The sequence below is a fragment of the Bacteroides fluxus YIT 12057 genome (assembly GCF_000195635.1).
Classification (GTDB): Bacteria; Bacteroidota; Bacteroidia; order Bacteroidales; family Bacteroidaceae; genus Bacteroides; species Bacteroides fluxus.
The window spans coordinates 158135-176428 of sequence record NZ_GL882621.1 but is presented as its reverse complement, the minus strand read 5'-3'; the positions used below and the strand labels follow the sequence as shown (position 1 = coordinate 176428).

The following is an 18294-nucleotide window of genomic DNA, read 5'->3' as shown; positions in this document are numbered from 1 at the left end:
TCAGATGTGTTACCCGATTCCACACCTTTCCACACTCAAACAGTTCAACCGCAGATGCCATTTCACCCGTATCATATTAAATACAAGGCATTTATACAAAAAGCGCGCATTGTGGCATCCCCTTTGTCCTATATTTGACGTCAGAGACATTAAAACGAAAATATTCACCTAAACTTTACGATTATGAAAAAGGTATTAGTAGCATTAGCAATGGTTTTAGGAGTAAGCAGTTCTGTAGCATTTGCACAGGAAGCCGGTAAGTCAACAACAGCCGTAACCGAAACTCAGGTTCCTCAAGATGAATTTGTAAAGATGGATCCCACTCAATTACCCCAGGCTATTTTACAGGCTTTGGCAACCAATTATGAAGGTTCATCCGTAAAAGAAGCCTATGTGAAAGAAAAAGACGGAGCAAAAATCTACAAAGTAATCATTACCACTCAAGACGGCCAGGAAGCTGAAGTGCTTCTGAATGAAAAAGGTGAAGCTGTCAAAGAATAAGCTTCCCGGTGTAAATAACTCATGGAACAACAATTCCGGTTCGCGACGAATCGGAATTGTTTTTTTTACAGGCCTATCATATGGTTGCAGATAAAGCGCCGGCGAAGCCCAAACAGCAGCAGAAAAGGCAGACAATCAGAAAGACAGGGGACACAACTTAGCCGATCTGAACATGACGGCGCCTGAGAATATCATCCATGTGTTCCAACGCCCAGCCCACCAATGACTCCACATGCGGCATTAAGCTCAATCCCGTTTCCGTCAAGCTATATTCCACACGTGGAGGGATTTCCGCATAAACCTCTCTGACAACCAGCCCGTCAGTCTCCAGCGAACGGAGCGTGACCGTCAGCATACGCTGTGAAATGTCACCTATCGTTTTCTGGATGTCACAAAAACGCATGGTTCCATTGGCCTTCAGCGTGACCAGAACAAGCATTGTCCACTTGTCTCCCAACTTGCTAAGGACATCCCGTATCGGGCAGCCGCCTGTGTGATGAAAGTTTTCCATTTTCAAACCTCTACTTATTATAATATATCCCGTTTATCCCGCAGCCGAACCATGCGAAGCCTCCCAGGCAAGGATCGTCCGGGGTTTCTTTGTAGATCGATGCGGAAACTGCACCGGATCCTCTTGTATAAAGTCAATACAGTGGTACTGCCTCGCCCATGACAAAAGCTGCCATTTCGTTTCTTCGGTCCTCTGGAAAAATCATGTTTTTATCTAAAATGCAAAGATATCGAATTTATAGCAACATCGGACAAGTCCCCTATCTCTTTTCGCCTTATTTTTGCATCGTGAAAATGCAAATAGAAAATAAGTGAAAACGATTCAAGCGGATGCATTTATTCACTACTTTTGCACGGCATTGCGTGAGACTAACAAATGATGAAACAGACAGTTCTGAAACATCTGCTAAAAATCAAGATAAAAGATGCAAAACAACCAGATAAAAGGATATATATATGCGGCACTTTCCTCATCTACATTCGGACTGGCGCCTTTTTTCACGATATCATTACTGACTGCAGGGTTTTCTTCCTTCGAAGTATTGGCATACCGTTGGGGAATCGCTTCACTTTCATTGGCCTTATTCGGAATGATGCTGAAAGAGACATTCCGAATCGGCCGCAAGGATTGGGGAGCGGTATTCCTGCTCAGCCTATTGAGGGCGGCAACTTCATTCAGCCTCGTCATCGCCTACCAACACATAGCCAGTGGAGTGGCATCTACCATTCACTTCATGTATCCATTGGCCGTGGCACTTGCCATGATGTTGCTGTTCGGAGAGAAAAAATCCTTCTCGGTGCTGTTCGCCGTCTCCATTTCACTGATAGGGGCCGGATTGTTGTCATCCGGAGAAATGAACGGGAATAACGGGAACAGTACCATAGGCATGACAGCTGCAATACTGTCCTTGTTCTTTTACGCGGGATACATCATCGGGGTACGCAAAAGCCGGGCCACCCATATCCCCTCAACGGCATTGACATGCTATGTCATGGGGCTGGGAGCACTGTTTTTCATTATAGGGGGATTCCTGACAGGCGGCATCCGGTTGGCAACGGACGGACATACCTGGCTGAATATACTTGGGCTGGCACTGCCGGCAACAGCTATTTCCAACATAACCCTGGTCAAAGCCATCAAGCACGTCGGCCCCACCCTGACATCCATATTCGGCGCCTTGGAACCACTGACTGCCGTAGCCATCGGATACAGCGTATTTCATGAGAGTTTCACGCCGGCAAGTGCCATCGGCATTGTACTCATATTGACTGCGGTAACCATCGTGGTCATGCATGAAAAGAAAACACACCGTCAGCGCACGGCTCGTCTGTAATCTGCGATAAATCCTTCCATCAACCACTTTGCCAACGCCTGACGGTTGGAACTGATGACAAAGCGGCGCTGGTCAAAGGTATTCTGGATATTGCCCAGCTCCACAAACACGGACGCAGGTGAAGTGTTGGCAAGCACATACAGATTACGCGCGCTGACCGTCCCCGTAAAGCCACGGTTAGGCTGATGTTTGTCATATTTTGACTCAAAAGTATTCTTCATGGTCGTTGCCAGCCTTTTGCTGTCAGGCTTGTTCCTGGAATGGTAAAAGAACACATCAGTCTGGTGTCCCTTGCTGCGGCTATCTACATGCAGGAAAATGGCACGGCAATATTTATAGTTCTTCCGGTCTTTCCTATAAAGTTCATTGATTTTGGCACAACGCTGTTGAAGGCGTGCCACCTGGTTCAAGGGAATGGCGGCCCCCATACAAGTTTCACGCTTACTGTTCGAAAGATAACGGTCATCACGAATACCGTCTTTAGCATCCTGGATAATGATATGGACTTCGGCACCTTCCTGCATCAGATTACGGGCGAGACGCAAAGCGACGTCATAGGCGTATTCGTCTTCATGCAACTCTATTCTGCCGATCTTGCCGATGGCTCCCGGGTCGGGACCTCCGTGCCCGCTGACTACATAAAAACAGGCACCCCGCAAACGGTCCGAAGTAACCTTTACATTGGCAAGCCCTTTTCCGAACAAAGGCTCATTGATGGCCCTTTTCCTGTTACCGGCCGATCTGGAGGCAGAACTGTTCCGCAATGGAGGCAGTACGTACTTCACTCCCAGTCGTAATTCCTCTTTCCCTTTAAGGCGTTTCTCGTTCAGTTTCAAGAACTCTTTATAATAGGTTCTCCCCGGACGCTTGTTGCGTTCCAGGAAAGCAGAGACTCCTTCTCCACGTCTCGGACTGTCCCGCTCTTCTTGAGCCGAAGCATTAAAAGCAAACAAAGTGCAAAAGAGAATGGCCAGTAGGCAAAGTATGCGTTTCATATTCCAATTATTCGTCATTTATTCGGTTCGCTGCAGATTTCCAGCCGCTAATTTATAGCATTTTACCGTTACTGCACACAAAATTATATTTTTTTCCCTACTTTTGCGGCAACTTACTTGATAATTAGCAATAAACTTAAAAAGACAGATAGCATTATGACAAAACAATTCAAGCCGGAGACCCTGTGCGTACAAGCCGGATGGACTCCTAAAAAGGGGGAGCCCCGCGTACTCCCCATCTATCAAAGTACAACATTCAAATATGAAACCAGTGAACAGATGGCACGCCTGTTCGACCTTGAGGAAAGCGGCTATTTCTATACCCGCCTGCAAAACCCGACGAATGATGCCGTAGCCGCCAAGATAGCCGCCCTCGAAGGCGGTGTAGCTGCCATGCTGACCTCCAGCGGACAGTCTGCCAACTTCTACGCTATCTTCAATATCTGCCAGGCAGGCGACCATTTCGTCTGTTCATCTACCATTTACGGCGGAACGTTCAACCTTTTCGGTGTGACGATGAAAAAGCTGGGCATTGAGGTTACTTTCATCAATCCGGATGCACCGGAAGAAGAAATCTCGGCTGCTTTCCGTCCGAATACCAAAGCACTGTTCGGCGAAACAATCTCCAACCCTACACTGGAAGTGCTCGACATTGAGAAGTTCGCACGTATCGCCCATAAACACGGCGTTCCCCTGATTATAGACAACACCTTCCCCACTCCCATCAACTGCCGCCCGTTTGAATGGGGCGCAGACATCGTGGTACACTCTACCACCAAATACATGGACGGCCATGCCACCAGTGTAGGAGGAGCCATAGTAGATAGCGGCAACTTCGATTGGGATGCACATGCCGACAAGTTCCCCGGCCTGTGCACTCCGGACGAATCATACCACGGGCTGACTTACACGAAAGCCTTTGGAAAAATGGCTTATATCACCAAAGCCACCGCACAGCTGATGCGCGACCTCGGCAGCATCCAGTCACCGCAAAACGCATTTTTGCTGAATCTTGGTCTGGAAACCCTGCACCTGCGCATGCCCCAACACTGCAAGAATGCCCAGGCTGTTGCCGAATACCTTTCCAAGAATGATAAAGTAGCTTGGGTAAACTATTGTGGCCTGCCGGGTGACAAATACCATGAACTGGCACAGAAATACATGCCGAACGGTTCATGCGGCGTTGTCACTTTCGGCCTGAAAGGAGGACGGGACGTAGCCATCAAATTCATGGATTCACTGAAACTGGCCGCTATCGTAACCCATGTAGCCGATGCACGTACTTGTGTGCTGCATCCTGCCAGTCATACACACCGCCAGCTCACGGACGAACAACTGATGGAAGCCGGTGTACGTCCCGACTTGATTCGCTTTTCAGTAGGCATAGAAAATGCGGATGACATCATTGCTGATATTGAACAGGCACTGAATGCATAACAGGCACTGAATGCAGGAGAGATAGTGCCGCTGCCGAAAGATACTATATCCCCCAGCCGTCAGATGTCTATTGAAAACTTCACGGAAAGCTAAAGAAAAGACTTTTGAAGCCAAGACTAAAAAGCCGCGGAGTTAAGTGAGATCTCTGTTCGCAGTGCGCGAACGGATATTCAAAGCCTGCGAATATATATTCAAAGCTTGTGAACGGATATTCACAAGCTTTGAATAAACTTCTAAGAAGAATTCAGCCAATGGGCCCCTTTACCGCCCGACAGCCAACGTTATCGGCAAACTCTCTTTCCCTTGATAGAAAGTCTTTGCCTTAACGGCTGAAGCTTCACATTTCACCGGCGCCTTCCACAATGCAGATTGCGCGCCAGGTTCCGTTCCATCCGTCGTGTAACGTATTTCACCGCCTTGAATGGCCACATTGGCGTAAAGGTTGCCGTCTTTCACCATCAGACCCGGTTGCGGCAGACGGAAATTAATGCCGTTCTTTGCCCAATAAGGCATTTCCTCCTTGCTGATTTTCTCATAATAAAGCGCCAACGCTTGATTGAAAGCTTGTTGTTCCTGCGCACCCGACAAAGATTCCCATGCCGGATGGGCATTCCAACCGCGTTCTGCCAACCCCATCAGCTTCGGGAAAAGAAGATATTCCACCCCTTCAAAGCTACGGATGGTTTCGGCAAACAGCTGCCCCTGCACACCTACTATATTCCGCCTGCCCGCTTCAGTCAAAGCAGTCTTTCCTTTCTCCGCTTTATCCAAGTCAACGGGATTGCCCGCCATATCCACACGCAACGAGCGGTAAATGCTGTAAGGAAGCATCGAAAAGGATATGGACTCATCAACATACCCTCCCCAATCAAGGCCACGTTCATCAGGATGGCCGTTATATGCCATATCCATATAGAAATTACCCACATTGCAAAGAATGACAGGATAACCGTTGTTCGCCGTGTGATAGACCACTTCATCAGATCCCGGAACGGTATTCCAGCAATATACACCTTCAGTCTGTTGTCTCAACTGCCGGTGAGCTTCTTCCGTATGCCCCAAGGCAACTTCTTGCCAGCCGCTGACCTTCAAGCCGTTCTTTTGCAGGATGCCCGCCATCCGTGTAATGAAATACTCCGACAGATCATGGGCTTTTTCCATCCCCTTTTCTTTCATCAGTTTCCGGCATTCGGGAGACCCCATCCATACACCGCGCGGAACTTCGTCACCGCCCAGATGCACGGTAGTCAGCGGCACACCCGCTTCCTTATACATGGCATTAAGTTCCTGAATCACTTTTTCCATAAAACGGTAAGTGGAAGGCAAGGCCACATTGATGACATTATCCGTATAGTATTGTACAGAAGTATAACGGGAAGTATCTTCCGGTTCGCTCAACAGATACTCGGTCGCCTTCTCAGGGTCGGTCCCGATGTATTTGTCATAACGGGCCTTCATGGAAACGATGGCCGCACGGGCATGTCCCGGAGATTCTATTTCCGGTATCACGCGGACATGCCTTTCAGCCGCATACCGCAGCAGGCCGATAAATGCCTCACGGGTATAATACCCGTTGCCGGGAGTCTTCGCATCGGGATCATATCCACCGTCATAGCATGGATAGAGACATTGGCTCTCGTCCGTAGTATGTCCCCGGCGGCTTCCTACGGCAGTCAGCTCCTCCAGACCGGGAATTTCCAGGCGCCAACCTTCATCATCGCAAAAATGAAAATGAAGGACATTCATTTTATAGGAAGCCAAGACATCAATCAGCTTCTTCATGTTTTCCGGTGTGGTATAGTCGCGGGCTATGTCTATCATTTGTCCGCGATAAGACAGGTCCGGATAATCCTGAATAGAAACCGCTTCCAGCTGATAAGGAGCCTGCTTTCCTTTCAACATGGCCAGTAAAGTCTGGATACCGTTGAAAATGCCATGAGAGGCAGCAGCGCTTATCTTTATCCGGTTATTGTCTATATCCAGGGTATAGTATTCATCGTTGACGGCTTCTTCCTTGTCAGCCAAAGGCTCCAGAACGATAGTCACAGGGGCCTTTTCAGTCACTTCCATTCCATAAACACCCGCCAACTTTTCTTTCAGCAGACTGGCTTCGACCGAAAAATCATCAGGATAAGCCACCGCAACTTTACCTTCCAGAACAAGACTACCCTCAACCCGCACGGCTTTCTTTACAGAAGGCAGGAGATCCGACTCTTTCAATGCAGGCGCATCTGCCAGGCGAAGGTTGGCTTCATAGATTCGGGAAGCGTCCGGATAGCCGCCGACAGATTCGGGAGAAGGCAATGGAAGTGCATTCAATGCCACGGGAAGCGGTTTCCCTTCTTTACCGTCCATAGTCTCCACCCAGTATGTCCCTTCCGGGACATGGGAATTTCTGTCCAGTTTATAGGTACAGCGGAAAGTAATCCGCATTGAATCTCCCGGAGCCAAAGGGGTAAAGTTCTCCGTGGGAGACATTCTGAAGAAATTACCGTTCACCGCCTCGACCTTGACGGCCGGGGCACCCTCCTGCTTTATGACGCGCGGCAGTTGGGAATAGTAGATGGTCCAGCCTTTTCCCAAGAGTTCATCAGAGATATTCTTGAGAATAAAAGTATTCTCATAATATCCGGGTTCAACGTTGTTTGCACCCATTTCCCAAGTCAAGGCAACCGGTGCTTTCCGGTCCTTGCCCGCCTTGCATCCTGCAAACAGGGTCATTGCCAACAGTAACAATCCCGCTAAAGGGAGTTTCAAAAATCTCATGTCATTGATGTATTAAGTTAATAAATGGGGGATAATATCTCATTACGGTGCCAAAAATAAGCATTTTTAGCTTATCCGCTGATAATTATAATAGAAATTATCAGCTACAGAAAACAATTTAGAACTTTTATCCCTACATTTGCAGCAAAATTATAATCTATTTAACTAATCTACCATGGCAAAGATAACCAAAGAAGCTGCTTTGCTTTACCACTCGCAAGGCAAGCCAGGAAAAATTGAAGTAGTGCCTACCAAGCCCTACAGTACGCAAACCGACCTTTCACTGGCATACTCTCCAGGTGTTGCAGAACCTTGTCTCGAAATCGAAAAGAATCCGCAGGATGCATACAAATATACCGCCAAAGGAAATCTGGTGGCTGTCATTTCCAACGGGACAGCCGTATTAGGCCTCGGTGACATCGGTGCCCTCGGCGGCAAACCCGTGATGGAAGGAAAAGGCTTGTTGTTCAAGATTTATGCAGGCATTGACGTGTTTGACATCGAAGTGAACGAAAAAGATCCCGACAAGTTCATTGAAGCCGTCAAGGCAATCGCCCCGACTTTCGGCGGTATCAACCTGGAAGATATCAAGGCGCCCGAATGTTTTGAAATCGAACGCCGCCTGAAGGAAGAGCTCGACATCCCCGTCATGCACGATGACCAGCACGGTACCGCCATCATTTCGAGTGCCGGACTGCTGAATGCCCTTGAAGTGGCAGGCAAGAAGATAGAAAATGTCAAGATTGTGGTAAACGGTGCAGGTGCTTCCGCCACGTCATGCACCAAACTGTATGAATCACTCGGCGCCCGCCGTGAAAATATCCTGATGCTGGACAGTAAAGGCGTCATTACCAGTGACCGTGAAAACCTGACAGAACAGAAACGCTACTTCGCCACCGAACGCCGCGACGTACATACACTCGCAGAGGCCATCAAGGGTGCCGACGTATTCCTCGGACTTTCAAAAGGCAATGTACTGACCCAGGACATGGTACGCAGCATGGCCGACCATCCCATCGTATTCGCCCTTGCCAATCCTACTCCGGAAATCTCTTACGAAGACGCAATGGCGGCACGCCCGGATGTGTTGATGTCCACCGGACGTTCCGACTATCCGAACCAGATCAATAACGTAATCGGCTTCCCTTACATCTTCCGCGGCGCCCTTGACACACAAGCCAAAGCCATCAACGAGGAGATGAAGATTGCTGCCGTACATGCCATAGCCAATCTGGCCAAACAGCCCGTACCCGATGTCGTGAACGAAGCGTACCATGTAAACAATTTCACTTTCGGTCCCGAATATTTCATTCCGAAACCGGTGGATCCACGCCTCATCACCGAAGTATCCTGTGCCGTGGCACGGGCGGCCATGGAAAGCGGCGTGGCACGGAAGAATATAGAAGATTGGGACGCCTACAAATTACAGCTGCGTGAATTGATGGGTTACGAAAGCAAACTGACCCGCCAACTTTACGATACGGCACGCCGCAATCCGCAGCGTGTGGTATTCGCCGAAGGCATCCACCCCAATATGCTGAAAGCTGCCGTCGAAGCCAAAGCCGAAGGTATCTGCCATCCTATTATATTAGGCAATGACGAAGCTATCGAAAAACTGGCAAAGGAGCTCGACCTCAGCCTTGAAGGCATTGAGATCGTAAACCTGCGCCATCCCGACGAGGCTCCCCGCCGCGAACGCTATGCACGTATCCTCTCGGAAAAGCGCGCACGTGAAGGCGCTACTTATGAAGAGGCCAACGACAAGATGTTCGAGCGCAACTACTTTGGCATGATGATGGTGGAAACCGGTGAAGCCGATGCCTTCATTACCGGACTATATACCAAATACAGCAATACCATCAAGGTTGCCAAAGAAGTTATCGGTATCCGTCCGGAATACAAACACTTCGGCACCATGCATATCCTCAACTCCAAGAAAGGAACTTTCTTCCTTGCCGATACGCTTATCAACCGCCACCCCAACGCCGCCACCCTGATTGACATTGCCAAGTTATCCGAACATACAGTACGCTTCTTCAATCATACACCGGTAATGGCCATGTTAAGCTACTCCAACTTCGGAGCCGATAAAGAAGGAAGTCCGGTAAGTGTACATGAAGCGGTTGACTACATGCAGCAGAATTATCCGGAACTTGCCATTGACGGTGAAATGCAGGTGAATTTTGCCATGAACCGCGAGATGCGCGACGCCAAATACCCCTTCACCCGTCTGAAAGGCAAAGATGTGAATACACTTATCTTCCCCAACCTGAGTTCAGCCAATTCTGCCTATAAATTATTGCAGGCCATGGATACGGACGCTGAACTGATCGGTCCTATCCAGATGGGATTGAACAAGCCCATTCACTTCACCGATTTTGAAAGCTCTGTACGCGATATCGTCAATATCACCGCAGTAGCAGTAATCGATGCCATTGTCGATAAAAAGAAAGCAGGTAAATGAGAAGACCGTTATCAAAATCCCAAATAGTTTGCATTGTGCTGCTTTGGGCAGCACTTTGCTACTTTGTTTTAATATCCGTTGAACGAATTGACGGTCCAATCCTTCTGACACTTGCCATTTCGGCAGCTTTAGTCTTTATTCCGGTGATAAAATCACTCAAAAGAGAATAAATAATATCTTTTTATTCCTTTTTGCGGGATAAAACATCATTTTTGTTGTTTTATCCCGCATTTTATTTATAATTTGTTTGCGTGTTTCATTTTTATGTGTACTTTTGCAAACAGAATAAGAGAAAAGAAAACAAACCGACAATCGAATTGTTTTAGGTAACATTTAGTAGCAACCAATAAAAGAAATAGATTATGAATGCAGCTAAGGTATTAGAAGACCTGAAAAGACGGTTCCCCAATGAACCGGAGTATCATCAAGCAGTAGAAGAGGTTCTCTCTACCATTGAAGAAGAATACAACAAACATCCGGAGTTCGACAAAGCCAACTTGATTGAACGTCTTTGCATCCCCGATCGCGTTTACCAATTCCGTGTTACCTGGGTGGATGATAAAGGCAACGTACAAACCAACATGGGCTACCGTGTACAGCACAACAATGCTATCGGCCCGTACAAAGGCGGCGTTCGTTTCCATGCTTCTGTAAACCTGAGCATCTTGAAATTCCTTGCTTTTGAGCAGACTTTCAAAAATTCATTGACAACCCTACCTATGGGTGGCGGTAAAGGCGGTTCCGACTTCTCTCCGCGCGGCAAATCAAATGCCGAGGTTATGCGTTTCGTCCAGGCTTTCATGCTGGAACTGTGGCGTCATATCGGCCCCGAAACGGACGTTCCCGCCGGTGATATCGGTGTAGGTGGCCGTGAAGTGGGTTTCATGTTCGGCATGTACAAGAAGCTGACTCATGAGTTCACCGGAACATTTACAGGCAAGGGCCGCGAATTCGGCGGGTCACTGATTCGTCCGGAGGCTACCGGTTACGGCAACATCTACTTCTTGATGGAAATGCTGAAAACAAAAGGTACTGACTTGAAAGGCAAGACCTGTCTGATTTCCGGTTCCGGTAACGTAGCTCAATATACAGCCGAGAAAGTGCTGGAATTAGGCGGTAAAGTGTTGACCATGTCCGACTCAGACGGCTATATATATGATCCGGACGGCATTGATCGCGAAAAGTTGGACTACATCATGGAGTTGAAGAACTTATATCGCGGACGTATTCGTGAATACGCAGAACAATATCCGGGCGTCAAATATGTGGAAGGTGCCAAGCCTTGGGGTGAAAAGGCCGACATCGCATTACCGTCCGCTACTCAGAACGAATTGAACGGTGACCATGCCCGTCAACTGGTGGCCAATGGCGTGATAGCCGTTTCCGAAGGCGCCAACATGCCTTCTACCCCGGAAGCTATCAAAGTATTCCAGGAAGCCAAGATCCTGTATGCTCCGGGTAAGGCAGCCAATGCCGGCGGTGTATCGGTATCTGGCCTTGAAATGACCCAGAACTCCATCAAACTGGGCTGGAGCGCTGAAGAAGTGGATGAAAAGCTGAAGAGCATCATGAAAAACATTCACGCTGCCTGCGTGCAATACGGTACCGAACCGGACGGTTACGTTAATTACGTGAAAGGCGCCAACGTGGCCGGATTCATGAAGGTGGCCAAAGCCATGATGTCACAAGGTATTCTGTAAGACTAAGCCATAGTAATACAACCATAAAAAGCAGAAAGGCGGGAAACGGCATGGAGTTCCCGCTTTTCTGCTTTTTATAACTATTAGCACTAAAAATCTCCGATATCCGGCAGTATATCATAGAAATGAAATACATTTGTAGTGGTTAAACGGCAAGAGCCATCCAACCCAACAGAACAAAACCGTAACTATATGAATACAAAAGAAATTCCCGTACTGCTTCTGACCGGATATCTGGGCAGTGGAAAAACAACCTTAGTGAATCATATCCTTGCCAACAAACGCGGCATCAAGTTTGCCGTCATTGTCAATGACATAGGAGAAGTGAATATAGATGCCGACCTCATCCAAAAAGGAGGGATTGTCGGCAAGAAAGACGAAAGCCTCGTGGCACTTCAGAACGGATGCATCTGCTGCACCCTGAAAACGGACTTGATAGAACAAATGGGAGAGATCATGAAAATGCAGCGCTTTGACTACATCGTCATCGAAGCCAGTGGCATTTGCGAACCCGAGCCTATCGCACAGACACTCTGCTCCATCCCAAGCCTGGGGGGAATGTACACCCGGTACGGTACTTGCCGCCTGGACTGCATCACCACCGTAGTGGATGCCCTGCGCCTGCAAAGCGAGTTCGCTTGCGGCGACGACTTGACCCGCAAGGGTATTGAAGACGAGGATATCGAGAATCTCATCATCCAGCAGATTGAATTTTGCAACATTATCCTGTTGAATAAAGCCTCCGAGGTCCAACCGGAAGAGCTGAAACGCATCAAGCAGATTATCCGTACACTACAACCCGGTGCTGAAATCATAGAGTGCAATTATGCCGACGTGGATCTGGAAAAGATTATCCATACCGGGCTCTTCGATTTTGAGCGTGTCGCCACCTCAGCCGGATGGATTCGGGGAATAGAAGGGCATGCGCACCACCATCATCCTGCCGAAGGAGGCGAAGTGGAAGAATATGGCATCGGTACATTCGTTTACTACCGCCGCCCTGCTTTCAACATCCATAAGCTCGACCATTTCATCGCTACCCAATGGCCGCGGAATATCATTCGCGCCAAAGGGGTCTGCTACTTCAGCCATAATCGCGACATGTCCTACCTCTTCGAGCAAGCCGGTGTACAAAAGCAACTCACCGAAGCCGGTCTGTGGTATGCCACCGCTCCTGAAGAAGACCTGATAGAACTGAAACGCCAAGAACCGGGATTGATGCGGGACTGGGATGAGAAGTACGGAGACCGTATGCAGAAGATTGTGTTTATAGGACAGCATCTGGACAAAGAACAACTGGCACATGACTTGGACGAGTGCCTGGAATAAATTCCCGTGCTTGTAAGTGGCAACGGAAACTTCTCCTAACGGGAAGTGCCGTCGCTACCTACAGAATATTTCAACTCTTCATATACTGCCGGATGCAGGAAGTAACGGATATCCTTTCCTTCATCCATGGCCCGGCGAATGAACGTGGAACTAATTTCAAAAACAGGAGACGTGGCCAATCTTACGTTTTGCGGCAAGGATGCAGCATCTACCGGATAGCCGGGACGAGGATAGACAATCATCTGATTTTCCGCAAGAATACGGTCCGACTCACGCCAACGGGGGAAAAGTGTCCAGTTGTCGGAACCGATAATAAGGTAAAAAGTATGTTCGGGGTGAATGTTTCCCAACTCCTCCAACGTACGGACAGTATAAGAAGGACGGGGCAGATTAAATTCCAGATCGGAAGCCCGGAACTTAGGATACCCCGCTATGGCAAGTTCCACCAATTTCAGGCGGAACTTATCATCCATCAATCCGCTCTCCTCTTTCAAGGGATTGTGGGGAGTAACCATAAACCACACTTCATCCAGCCCCTCGTACTCACAAAGATAGTTAGCGAGAGCCAAATGTCCGATATGTACCGGATTGAACGAGCCGCTGAAGATTCCTATATTCATTGGTAACTATCGCTTCATGACTTCAAGAACTCAGTGATCGCTTTCAAAACTTCCGCTTCAGCTGTCTCTAAATCATCATTGACAATCACTTTATCGAATCTTGGAGCGAAACCAAGCTCATATTCAGCTTTCGCTATGCGGCTCTCTATCACTTCCGGAGCATCCGTAGCCCTGCCTACCAGACGTTTGCGCAACTCTTCCACGGAAGGCGGCTGAATAAAGACAGACAAAGCGCGTTCACCATAGAACTTCTTGATATTGCAACCACCTACCACATCTACATCGAATATCACATTCTGTCCGGCAGCCAGCTGCTTTTCCACCTGCGCCTTCAATGTACCGTAAAAACGGTCCTGATACACTTCTTCATATTCCAGAAACTCACCGTTGGCTATGCGCCTGCGGAATTCATCGGGAGTCAGGAAGAAATATTCCACCCCATCCTTCTCTGTCCCGCGGGGCGGACGGCTGGTAGCAGATATAGAGAAAGCCAGATTCAGATTTTGAGTCAACAGATAATTTATAATCGTTGACTTTCCAGAACCGGAAGGTGCTGAAAATATAATAAGTTTTGCCATATTGATTCACGGATTACATCACGTTCAAGACTTGTTCCTTGATTTGCTCCAGTTCATCTTTCATCTGGACTACGATTTTCTGCATCTCGGCATGATTGGACTTGCTGCCTAAAGTATTGATTTCACGTCCCATTTCCTGAGCAATGAAACCCAACTTCTTCCCCTGTCCGCTTCCACCCTCCAGTGTACTGATGAAATACTTCAGGTGATTGCCGAGACGTTGCTTTTCCTCATTGACATCCAGCTTTTCAATGTAATAAATCAACTCCTGCTCCAAACGGTTCTTATCATAATCTACGCTCAACGTCTTTTCAAGAGCATCGGTGATGCGTTCTTTCACTTTAGCCACACGCTCTTTCTCGTACGGGGTAATAGTTTCCAACAAATGGGCAATATTGGCAATCTTCTCGCGGAACTTCTTTTCCAGAGCCGCACCTTCCTGCTTGCGGAAGTCCACCAGATGGCTGATTGCTTCCTCTACGGCAGCGTGAGCCATGGCCCATTCCTCATCACTCAGTTCCTGTATTTCATTCTTGGTCATTACATCCGGCATACGGAGCAAAGTGGAAAACCAGTCGGCCGGTTCAGGGATTCCGGCAACAGCAGAAATCTCTTTAATTTTTTTATAATAAGCCTCAACCAGTTCCTGATTGATGGGAGTGGCAAGCTGTTCAGCATCTTTCTTCTCAATCCAAAGGCTGAAATCCACTTTCCCACGTTCCAGAATCTTGGATATTTCGCTACGGATTTCAATCTCCTTTTCCCGGTATAACGGAGCGATACGGGCAGACAAGTCCATTGCCTTGCTATTGAGAGACTTGATTTCAACGTTGATTTTCTTATCGGGCAGTTCGACAGTTGCCTTGCCGTATCCCGTCATAGATTGTATCATAATGTTATAGTTTTGCGCAAAATTACATGATTATTTTTATTACAGAAAAGATTTCGGGAAATATAGTTTACTCTTTCGTCCAAATACGGGTATTCAAGTTGAGTTCATCTACTATTTGGAGCAATGAGTAAATGATTTCAAAGTCAGCTTTAAGGATGCTTAAGTCAGTCATTGACGTCCATATACTTGCTTCAAAGCAATTTCGCGAATTAGGGATTGCCACAATAATGTAGGAATCGCGAAAGCTGATTGTAACCCCATTTTTGAAACTGTCGTTCAGCTTCAGCAACCGTTCCATCATTGAAGGAGTAATAAGGTAACGCGCCTCGACCTGTCCGGTAGAGAAGACATCAAATACCTTCTCAAAATCGGGATTTTCCATTTTTACTCTTGACTCGCCCCACTTCATCTTGAACAGGCTGTTTTTCATGACGGTTGTCTTTCCGCTGAAGTCCTTATGGAAATCAGCCATAAACAAGAAACCACGGAAGATGGTCACCCAATAGTGTTGCACACCGTTTTTGGTAGAACGAGTTCTAAGCTCCTCGGCATGCACTTCGGAACAGGTGAAGGTCGTTTTACCTAAACAGCCCGATATCTGATCTTCGGCATGATAGCGGTCGGGCGATTGAAACAATCCGCTATTTCTGAATGCAGCCTCGCTAATGCCTTGTCCGGGCACATAAGAAGCTCCCGGACAAATATTCTGAACAACCTCGTCAATCACTTCTTTCTTATAATAGGAAGAAAGAAGTGACGACTTTTTGCTTACACAGCACAGAAATACGATTAATGCAACAATTCCTGCTACCGACAGGCTGAATACAGGTTGAACACCGCCTTTTGCCAATATCACGAAAATAAGAAAAAAGACAATGGCAGCCCATATTGCTCCTTCCGCGCTTCCCTTTCTCAATAACTCCTTGCGTTTCCGCTCAAGTTTTTGCAACACCGGATTCAAACGCTGTACCAAGTAATCAAATTCTTGATTTTTCATTCCTTGACCGGTACTTATGAGTTAAATAAATTCTTCACGTCCGGAGTAGCACGTTCAGCTTCGGGAATGGCCAGCACTGTTTTGCAGGTAAAACCCATCATGCCTGCCAACACATTCGTGGGGAAGCTCTGAACGGCATTATTATAATCAGTAACACAAGCATTGAATGTACGGCGGGCAGCCGCAAGTTGTTCTTCCGTTTCATTAAGCGCACGCTGAAGTTGCAAGAAGTTTTCGGACGCTTTCAGTTCAGGATAATTCTCGGCAACAGCAAAAAACTTGGAACGGATACCGGAGAAATTCTTGTCGAAATCGGCTTTCTCGTTTTCAGTAAGGGAGGTATAGGATTTGTTACGCATCTCGGTTATTGCAGAAAACGTATCAGCTTCATGCTTGGCATATTGCCGCACACTTGCCACTAAATTGGGAATCAAGTCGAACCGTTGCTTCAGCATCACATCAATAGAAGCAAACGCATTATCCACCTGGTTTCTCTTTCTTATCAACGAGTTGTACATAGTAACCACAATCAATACAATCACCGCAACTACAATAGCTATAACCATACTCTCTTTACGACACTCCTTATGCCGGTTTATATTAGTGTTAATTAATCCAGGAGCTTTTCCCGAAGACATCGGCAAATATAGAAATTATCTAAAGATTTACCTAAATATGTAATGACATAATCAAGTCTTCTTAAAGATGAGCAGACTACGACATGACAAAGATGCCGAACCGTTTAATAATTCGCTTGTGTATCTGAAAATAAACCAGTAAATTTGCGACAATTTAATTCAGTAAAAACTATGTCGTGTATCTTGCACATTGAGACTTCCACTTCTGCATGCTCCGTTGCCGTGAGCGAAGATGGACAAAATGTATTTTCAAAAGAAGACCTGAAAGGTCCTTCACACGCCGTTTCATTGGGAGTATTCGTGGACGAGGCACTTTCGTTTGCCGACAGTCACGCCCTGCCGTTAGATGCCGTAGCCGTAAGTTGCGGCCCGGGTTCATATACAGGATTGCGTATCGGGGTATCTATGGCCAAAGGTGTCTGTTACGGACGCAACCTGCCTCTTGTCGGCTTGCCCACACTGAAGGTATTGTGTGTGCCCATACTGCTTTATCACGAAGAACTGCCTGATGACGCATTGCTGTGCCCGATGATTGACGCCCGCCGCATGGAAGTATATGCCGCCGTTTATGACCGTGCCCTGAAACCCGTACGCGACATTGCCGCCGACATCGTAGATGAGAACTCCTACCTTGAGTTTCTGGAGAAACGTCCCGTCTATTTCTTCGGCAACGGTGCCGCCAAATGCAAAGAGAAGATAACACATCCCAATGCACACTTCATCGACGGTGTCCACCCGCTTGCCGGCATGATGTTTCCTCTGGCGGAGAAAGCCATTGCCGAACAGGACTTCAAGGATGTGGCCTACTTCGAGCCTTTCTATCTGAAAGAGTTCGTAGCCAGCAAGCCTAAAAAGCTATTGTAAAAAGGATTGTTTTAAAAATTACCAACTGTCAACTATCAATAAAGATATGCAATATAATACTCAACAAAAGCGGATGCCCCTGCCGGAATACGGACGCAGCATCCAGAACATGGTAGATCATGCACTGACGATTGAAGACCGTGCAGAACGCCAGCGTTGCGCCAACACGATCATCAACATCATGGGAAATATGTTCCCGCATCTGCGCGACGTACCCGACTTCAAGCATAAGCTGTGGGATCATCTAGCCATCATGTCCGACTTCAGGCTGGACATTGACTATCCGTACGAAATCATCCGCAAAGACAATCTCAGGACAAAACCCGAAAATGTTCCCTACCCCAGTACCAAAATCCGCTACCGCCATTACGGACGTACACTGGAGGTTCTGATCAATAAAGCCATTGATTTCCCGGAAGGAGATGAAAAGCAAAGTCTGATTGCATTGATTTGCAACCACATGAAGAAAGACTACATGGCATGGAACAAAGACACGGTTGATGACCGCAAGATCGCGGACGACCTCTCCGAGCTTTCCAACGGCAAGCTGCAAATGACCGACAGCATCGTCCGCCTTATGGCAGAACGGATCGACCAGAATTACCGTCCGAAGATGAATAACCAAAATAACAGAAACAACAGGAAAAGGAAATACTAAAAGGAATCTTG

At 47.4% G+C, this 18294-nt stretch carries 16 protein-coding genes; 8 read left to right on the top strand and 8 right to left on the bottom strand.

Annotated features, from left to right (window positions below):
* The first annotated feature begins 183 nt into the window (after positions 1–183).
* Positions 184–501, top strand: a complete 318-nt coding sequence (locus HMPREF9446_RS05720) for an HdeA/HdeB family chaperone (RefSeq protein ID WP_009124505.1) — start codon at positions 184–186, stop codon at positions 499–501.
* Positions 502–658: 157 nt separating this feature from the next.
* Here the strand turns inward: HMPREF9446_RS05720 and HMPREF9446_RS05715 are convergent, their stop codons facing one another.
* Positions 659–1012 carry a winged helix-turn-helix transcriptional regulator gene (locus tag HMPREF9446_RS05715; protein WP_009124504.1) on the bottom strand — a complete coding sequence of 118 codons (354 nt, stop codon included), beginning with the start codon at positions 1010–1012 and terminating at the stop codon, positions 659–661.
* A gap of 424 nt (positions 1013–1436) precedes the next feature.
* On the opposite strand from HMPREF9446_RS05715, the gene HMPREF9446_RS05710 reads away from it, so the two are divergent.
* Positions 1437–2345: a DMT family transporter gene (locus HMPREF9446_RS05710; RefSeq protein WP_009124503.1), complete on the top strand. Its 909-nt coding sequence runs from the start codon at positions 1437–1439 to the stop codon at positions 2343–2345.
* On the opposite strand, the gene HMPREF9446_RS05705 is transcribed toward HMPREF9446_RS05710, so the two are convergent.
* The gene (locus HMPREF9446_RS05705; protein ID WP_009124502.1) at positions 2324–3358 is read right to left on the bottom strand and encodes an N-acetylmuramoyl-L-alanine amidase family protein; all 1035 of its coding nucleotides are present in this window, start codon (positions 3356–3358) and stop codon (positions 2324–2326) included. The genes HMPREF9446_RS05710 and HMPREF9446_RS05705 overlap by 22 nt on opposite strands.
* Before the next feature lie 138 nt (positions 3359–3496).
* On the opposite strand from HMPREF9446_RS05705, the gene HMPREF9446_RS05700 reads away from it, so the two are divergent.
* Entirely contained in the window at positions 3497–4777 is a 1281-nt protein-coding gene (locus tag HMPREF9446_RS05700; RefSeq protein ID WP_009124501.1) for an O-acetylhomoserine aminocarboxypropyltransferase/cysteine synthase family protein, read from the top strand.
* 261 nt (positions 4778–5038) lie between these two features.
* Here the strand turns inward: HMPREF9446_RS05700 and HMPREF9446_RS05695 are convergent, their stop codons facing one another.
* A complete protein-coding gene (locus HMPREF9446_RS05695; RefSeq protein ID WP_009124499.1) occupies positions 5039–7543 on the bottom strand; it encodes a family 20 glycosylhydrolase in 2505 nt (834 codons plus the stop codon).
* A gap of 175 nt (positions 7544–7718) precedes the next feature.
* Here HMPREF9446_RS05695 and HMPREF9446_RS05690 point away from each other — a divergent pair, with 175 nt between their 5' ends.
* The 3 genes from HMPREF9446_RS05690 to HMPREF9446_RS05680 all read left to right on the top strand — a co-directional run bounded on the left by HMPREF9446_RS05690 (position 7719) and on the right by HMPREF9446_RS05680 (position 13036).
* Positions 7719–10007 carry an NADP-dependent malic enzyme gene (locus HMPREF9446_RS05690; protein WP_009124498.1) on the top strand — a complete coding sequence of 763 codons (2289 nt, stop codon included), beginning with the start codon at positions 7719–7721 and terminating at the stop codon, positions 10005–10007.
* A gap of 362 nt (positions 10008–10369) precedes the next feature.
* Positions 10370–11707, top strand: a complete 1338-nt coding sequence (locus HMPREF9446_RS05685; RefSeq protein ID WP_009124495.1) for an NADP-specific glutamate dehydrogenase — start codon at positions 10370–10372, stop codon at positions 11705–11707.
* Positions 11708–11899: 192 nt separating this feature from the next.
* Positions 11900–13036 carry a GTP-binding protein gene (locus tag HMPREF9446_RS05680; protein ID WP_009124494.1) on the top strand — a complete coding sequence of 379 codons (1137 nt, stop codon included), beginning with the start codon at positions 11900–11902 and terminating at the stop codon, positions 13034–13036.
* Positions 13037–13071: 35 nt separating this feature from the next.
* On the opposite strand, the gene nadD is transcribed toward HMPREF9446_RS05680, so the two are convergent.
* From nadD to HMPREF9446_RS05655, 5 genes are all read right to left on the bottom strand, one after another.
* The gene (gene nadD, locus HMPREF9446_RS05675; protein ID WP_009124493.1) at positions 13072–13656 is read right to left on the bottom strand and encodes a nicotinate (nicotinamide) nucleotide adenylyltransferase; all 585 of its coding nucleotides are present in this window, start codon (positions 13654–13656) and stop codon (positions 13072–13074) included.
* Positions 13657–13670: 14 nt separating this feature from the next.
* Positions 13671–14234, bottom strand: a complete 564-nt coding sequence (gene gmk / locus HMPREF9446_RS05670) for a guanylate kinase (RefSeq protein WP_009124492.1) — start codon at positions 14232–14234, stop codon at positions 13671–13673.
* Positions 14235–14247: 13 nt separating this feature from the next.
* Entirely contained in the window at positions 14248–15126 is an 879-nt protein-coding gene (locus HMPREF9446_RS05665) for a YicC/YloC family endoribonuclease (protein WP_009124491.1), read from the bottom strand.
* A 67-nt stretch (positions 15127–15193) separates the two neighbouring features.
* The gene (locus HMPREF9446_RS05660; protein ID WP_009124490.1) at positions 15194–16123 is read right to left on the bottom strand and encodes a DUF3137 domain-containing protein; all 930 of its coding nucleotides are present in this window, start codon (positions 16121–16123) and stop codon (positions 15194–15196) included.
* Between the two features lie 14 nt (positions 16124–16137).
* Positions 16138–16689, bottom strand: a complete 552-nt coding sequence (locus tag HMPREF9446_RS05655) for a LemA family protein (protein ID WP_039968633.1) — start codon at positions 16687–16689, stop codon at positions 16138–16140.
* Positions 16690–16932: 243 nt separating this feature from the next.
* Between HMPREF9446_RS05655 and tsaB the strand changes: the two genes are divergently transcribed.
* Together tsaB and HMPREF9446_RS05645 are read left to right on the top strand one after the other, a co-directional pair.
* On the top strand, positions 16933–17625 hold the full coding sequence (gene tsaB, locus HMPREF9446_RS05650) for a tRNA (adenosine(37)-N6)-threonylcarbamoyltransferase complex dimerization subunit type 1 TsaB (RefSeq protein ID WP_039968632.1): 693 nt from the start codon (positions 16933–16935) through the stop codon (positions 17623–17625).
* Positions 17626–17671: 46 nt separating this feature from the next.
* Positions 17672–18283: a DUF4290 domain-containing protein gene (locus HMPREF9446_RS05645; protein ID WP_009124487.1), complete on the top strand. Its 612-nt coding sequence runs from the start codon at positions 17672–17674 to the stop codon at positions 18281–18283.
* Positions 18284–18294: the final 11 nt, after the last annotated feature.

Coding starts and splice junctions, on each gene's coding strand:
- HMPREF9446_RS05720 (WP_009124505.1), top strand. CDS start 184: ATGAAAAAGGTATTAGTAGCATTAGCAATGGTTTTAGGAGTAAGCAGT.
- HMPREF9446_RS05715 (WP_009124504.1), bottom strand. CDS start 1,012: ATGGAAAACTTTCATCACACAGGCGGCTGCCCGATACGGGATGTCCTT.
- HMPREF9446_RS05710 (WP_009124503.1), top strand. CDS start 1,437: ATGCAAAACAACCAGATAAAAGGATATATATATGCGGCACTTTCCTCA.
- HMPREF9446_RS05705 (WP_009124502.1), bottom strand. CDS start 3,358: ATGACGAATAATTGGAATATGAAACGCATACTTTGCCTACTGGCCATT.
- HMPREF9446_RS05700 (WP_009124501.1), top strand. CDS start 3,497: ATGACAAAACAATTCAAGCCGGAGACCCTGTGCGTACAAGCCGGATGG.
- HMPREF9446_RS05695 (WP_009124499.1), bottom strand. CDS start 7,543: ATGAGATTTTTGAAACTCCCTTTAGCGGGATTGTTACTGTTGGCAATG.
- HMPREF9446_RS05690 (WP_009124498.1), top strand. CDS start 7,719: ATGGCAAAGATAACCAAAGAAGCTGCTTTGCTTTACCACTCGCAAGGC.
- HMPREF9446_RS05685 (WP_009124495.1), top strand. CDS start 10,370: ATGAATGCAGCTAAGGTATTAGAAGACCTGAAAAGACGGTTCCCCAAT.
- HMPREF9446_RS05680 (WP_009124494.1), top strand. CDS start 11,900: ATGAATACAAAAGAAATTCCCGTACTGCTTCTGACCGGATATCTGGGC.
- nadD (WP_009124493.1), bottom strand. CDS start 13,656: ATGAATATAGGAATCTTCAGCGGCTCGTTCAATCCGGTACATATCGGA.
- gmk (WP_009124492.1), bottom strand. CDS start 14,234: ATGGCAAAACTTATTATATTTTCAGCACCTTCCGGTTCTGGAAAGTCA.
- HMPREF9446_RS05665 (WP_009124491.1), bottom strand. CDS start 15,126: ATGATACAATCTATGACGGGATACGGCAAGGCAACTGTCGAACTGCCC.
- HMPREF9446_RS05660 (WP_009124490.1), bottom strand. CDS start 16,123: ATGAAAAATCAAGAATTTGATTACTTGGTACAGCGTTTGAATCCGGTG.
- HMPREF9446_RS05655 (WP_039968633.1), bottom strand. CDS start 16,689: ATGGTTATAGCTATTGTAGTTGCGGTGATTGTATTGATTGTGGTTACT.
- tsaB (WP_039968632.1), top strand. CDS start 16,933: ATGTCGTGTATCTTGCACATTGAGACTTCCACTTCTGCATGCTCCGTT.
- HMPREF9446_RS05645 (WP_009124487.1), top strand. CDS start 17,672: ATGCAATATAATACTCAACAAAAGCGGATGCCCCTGCCGGAATACGGA.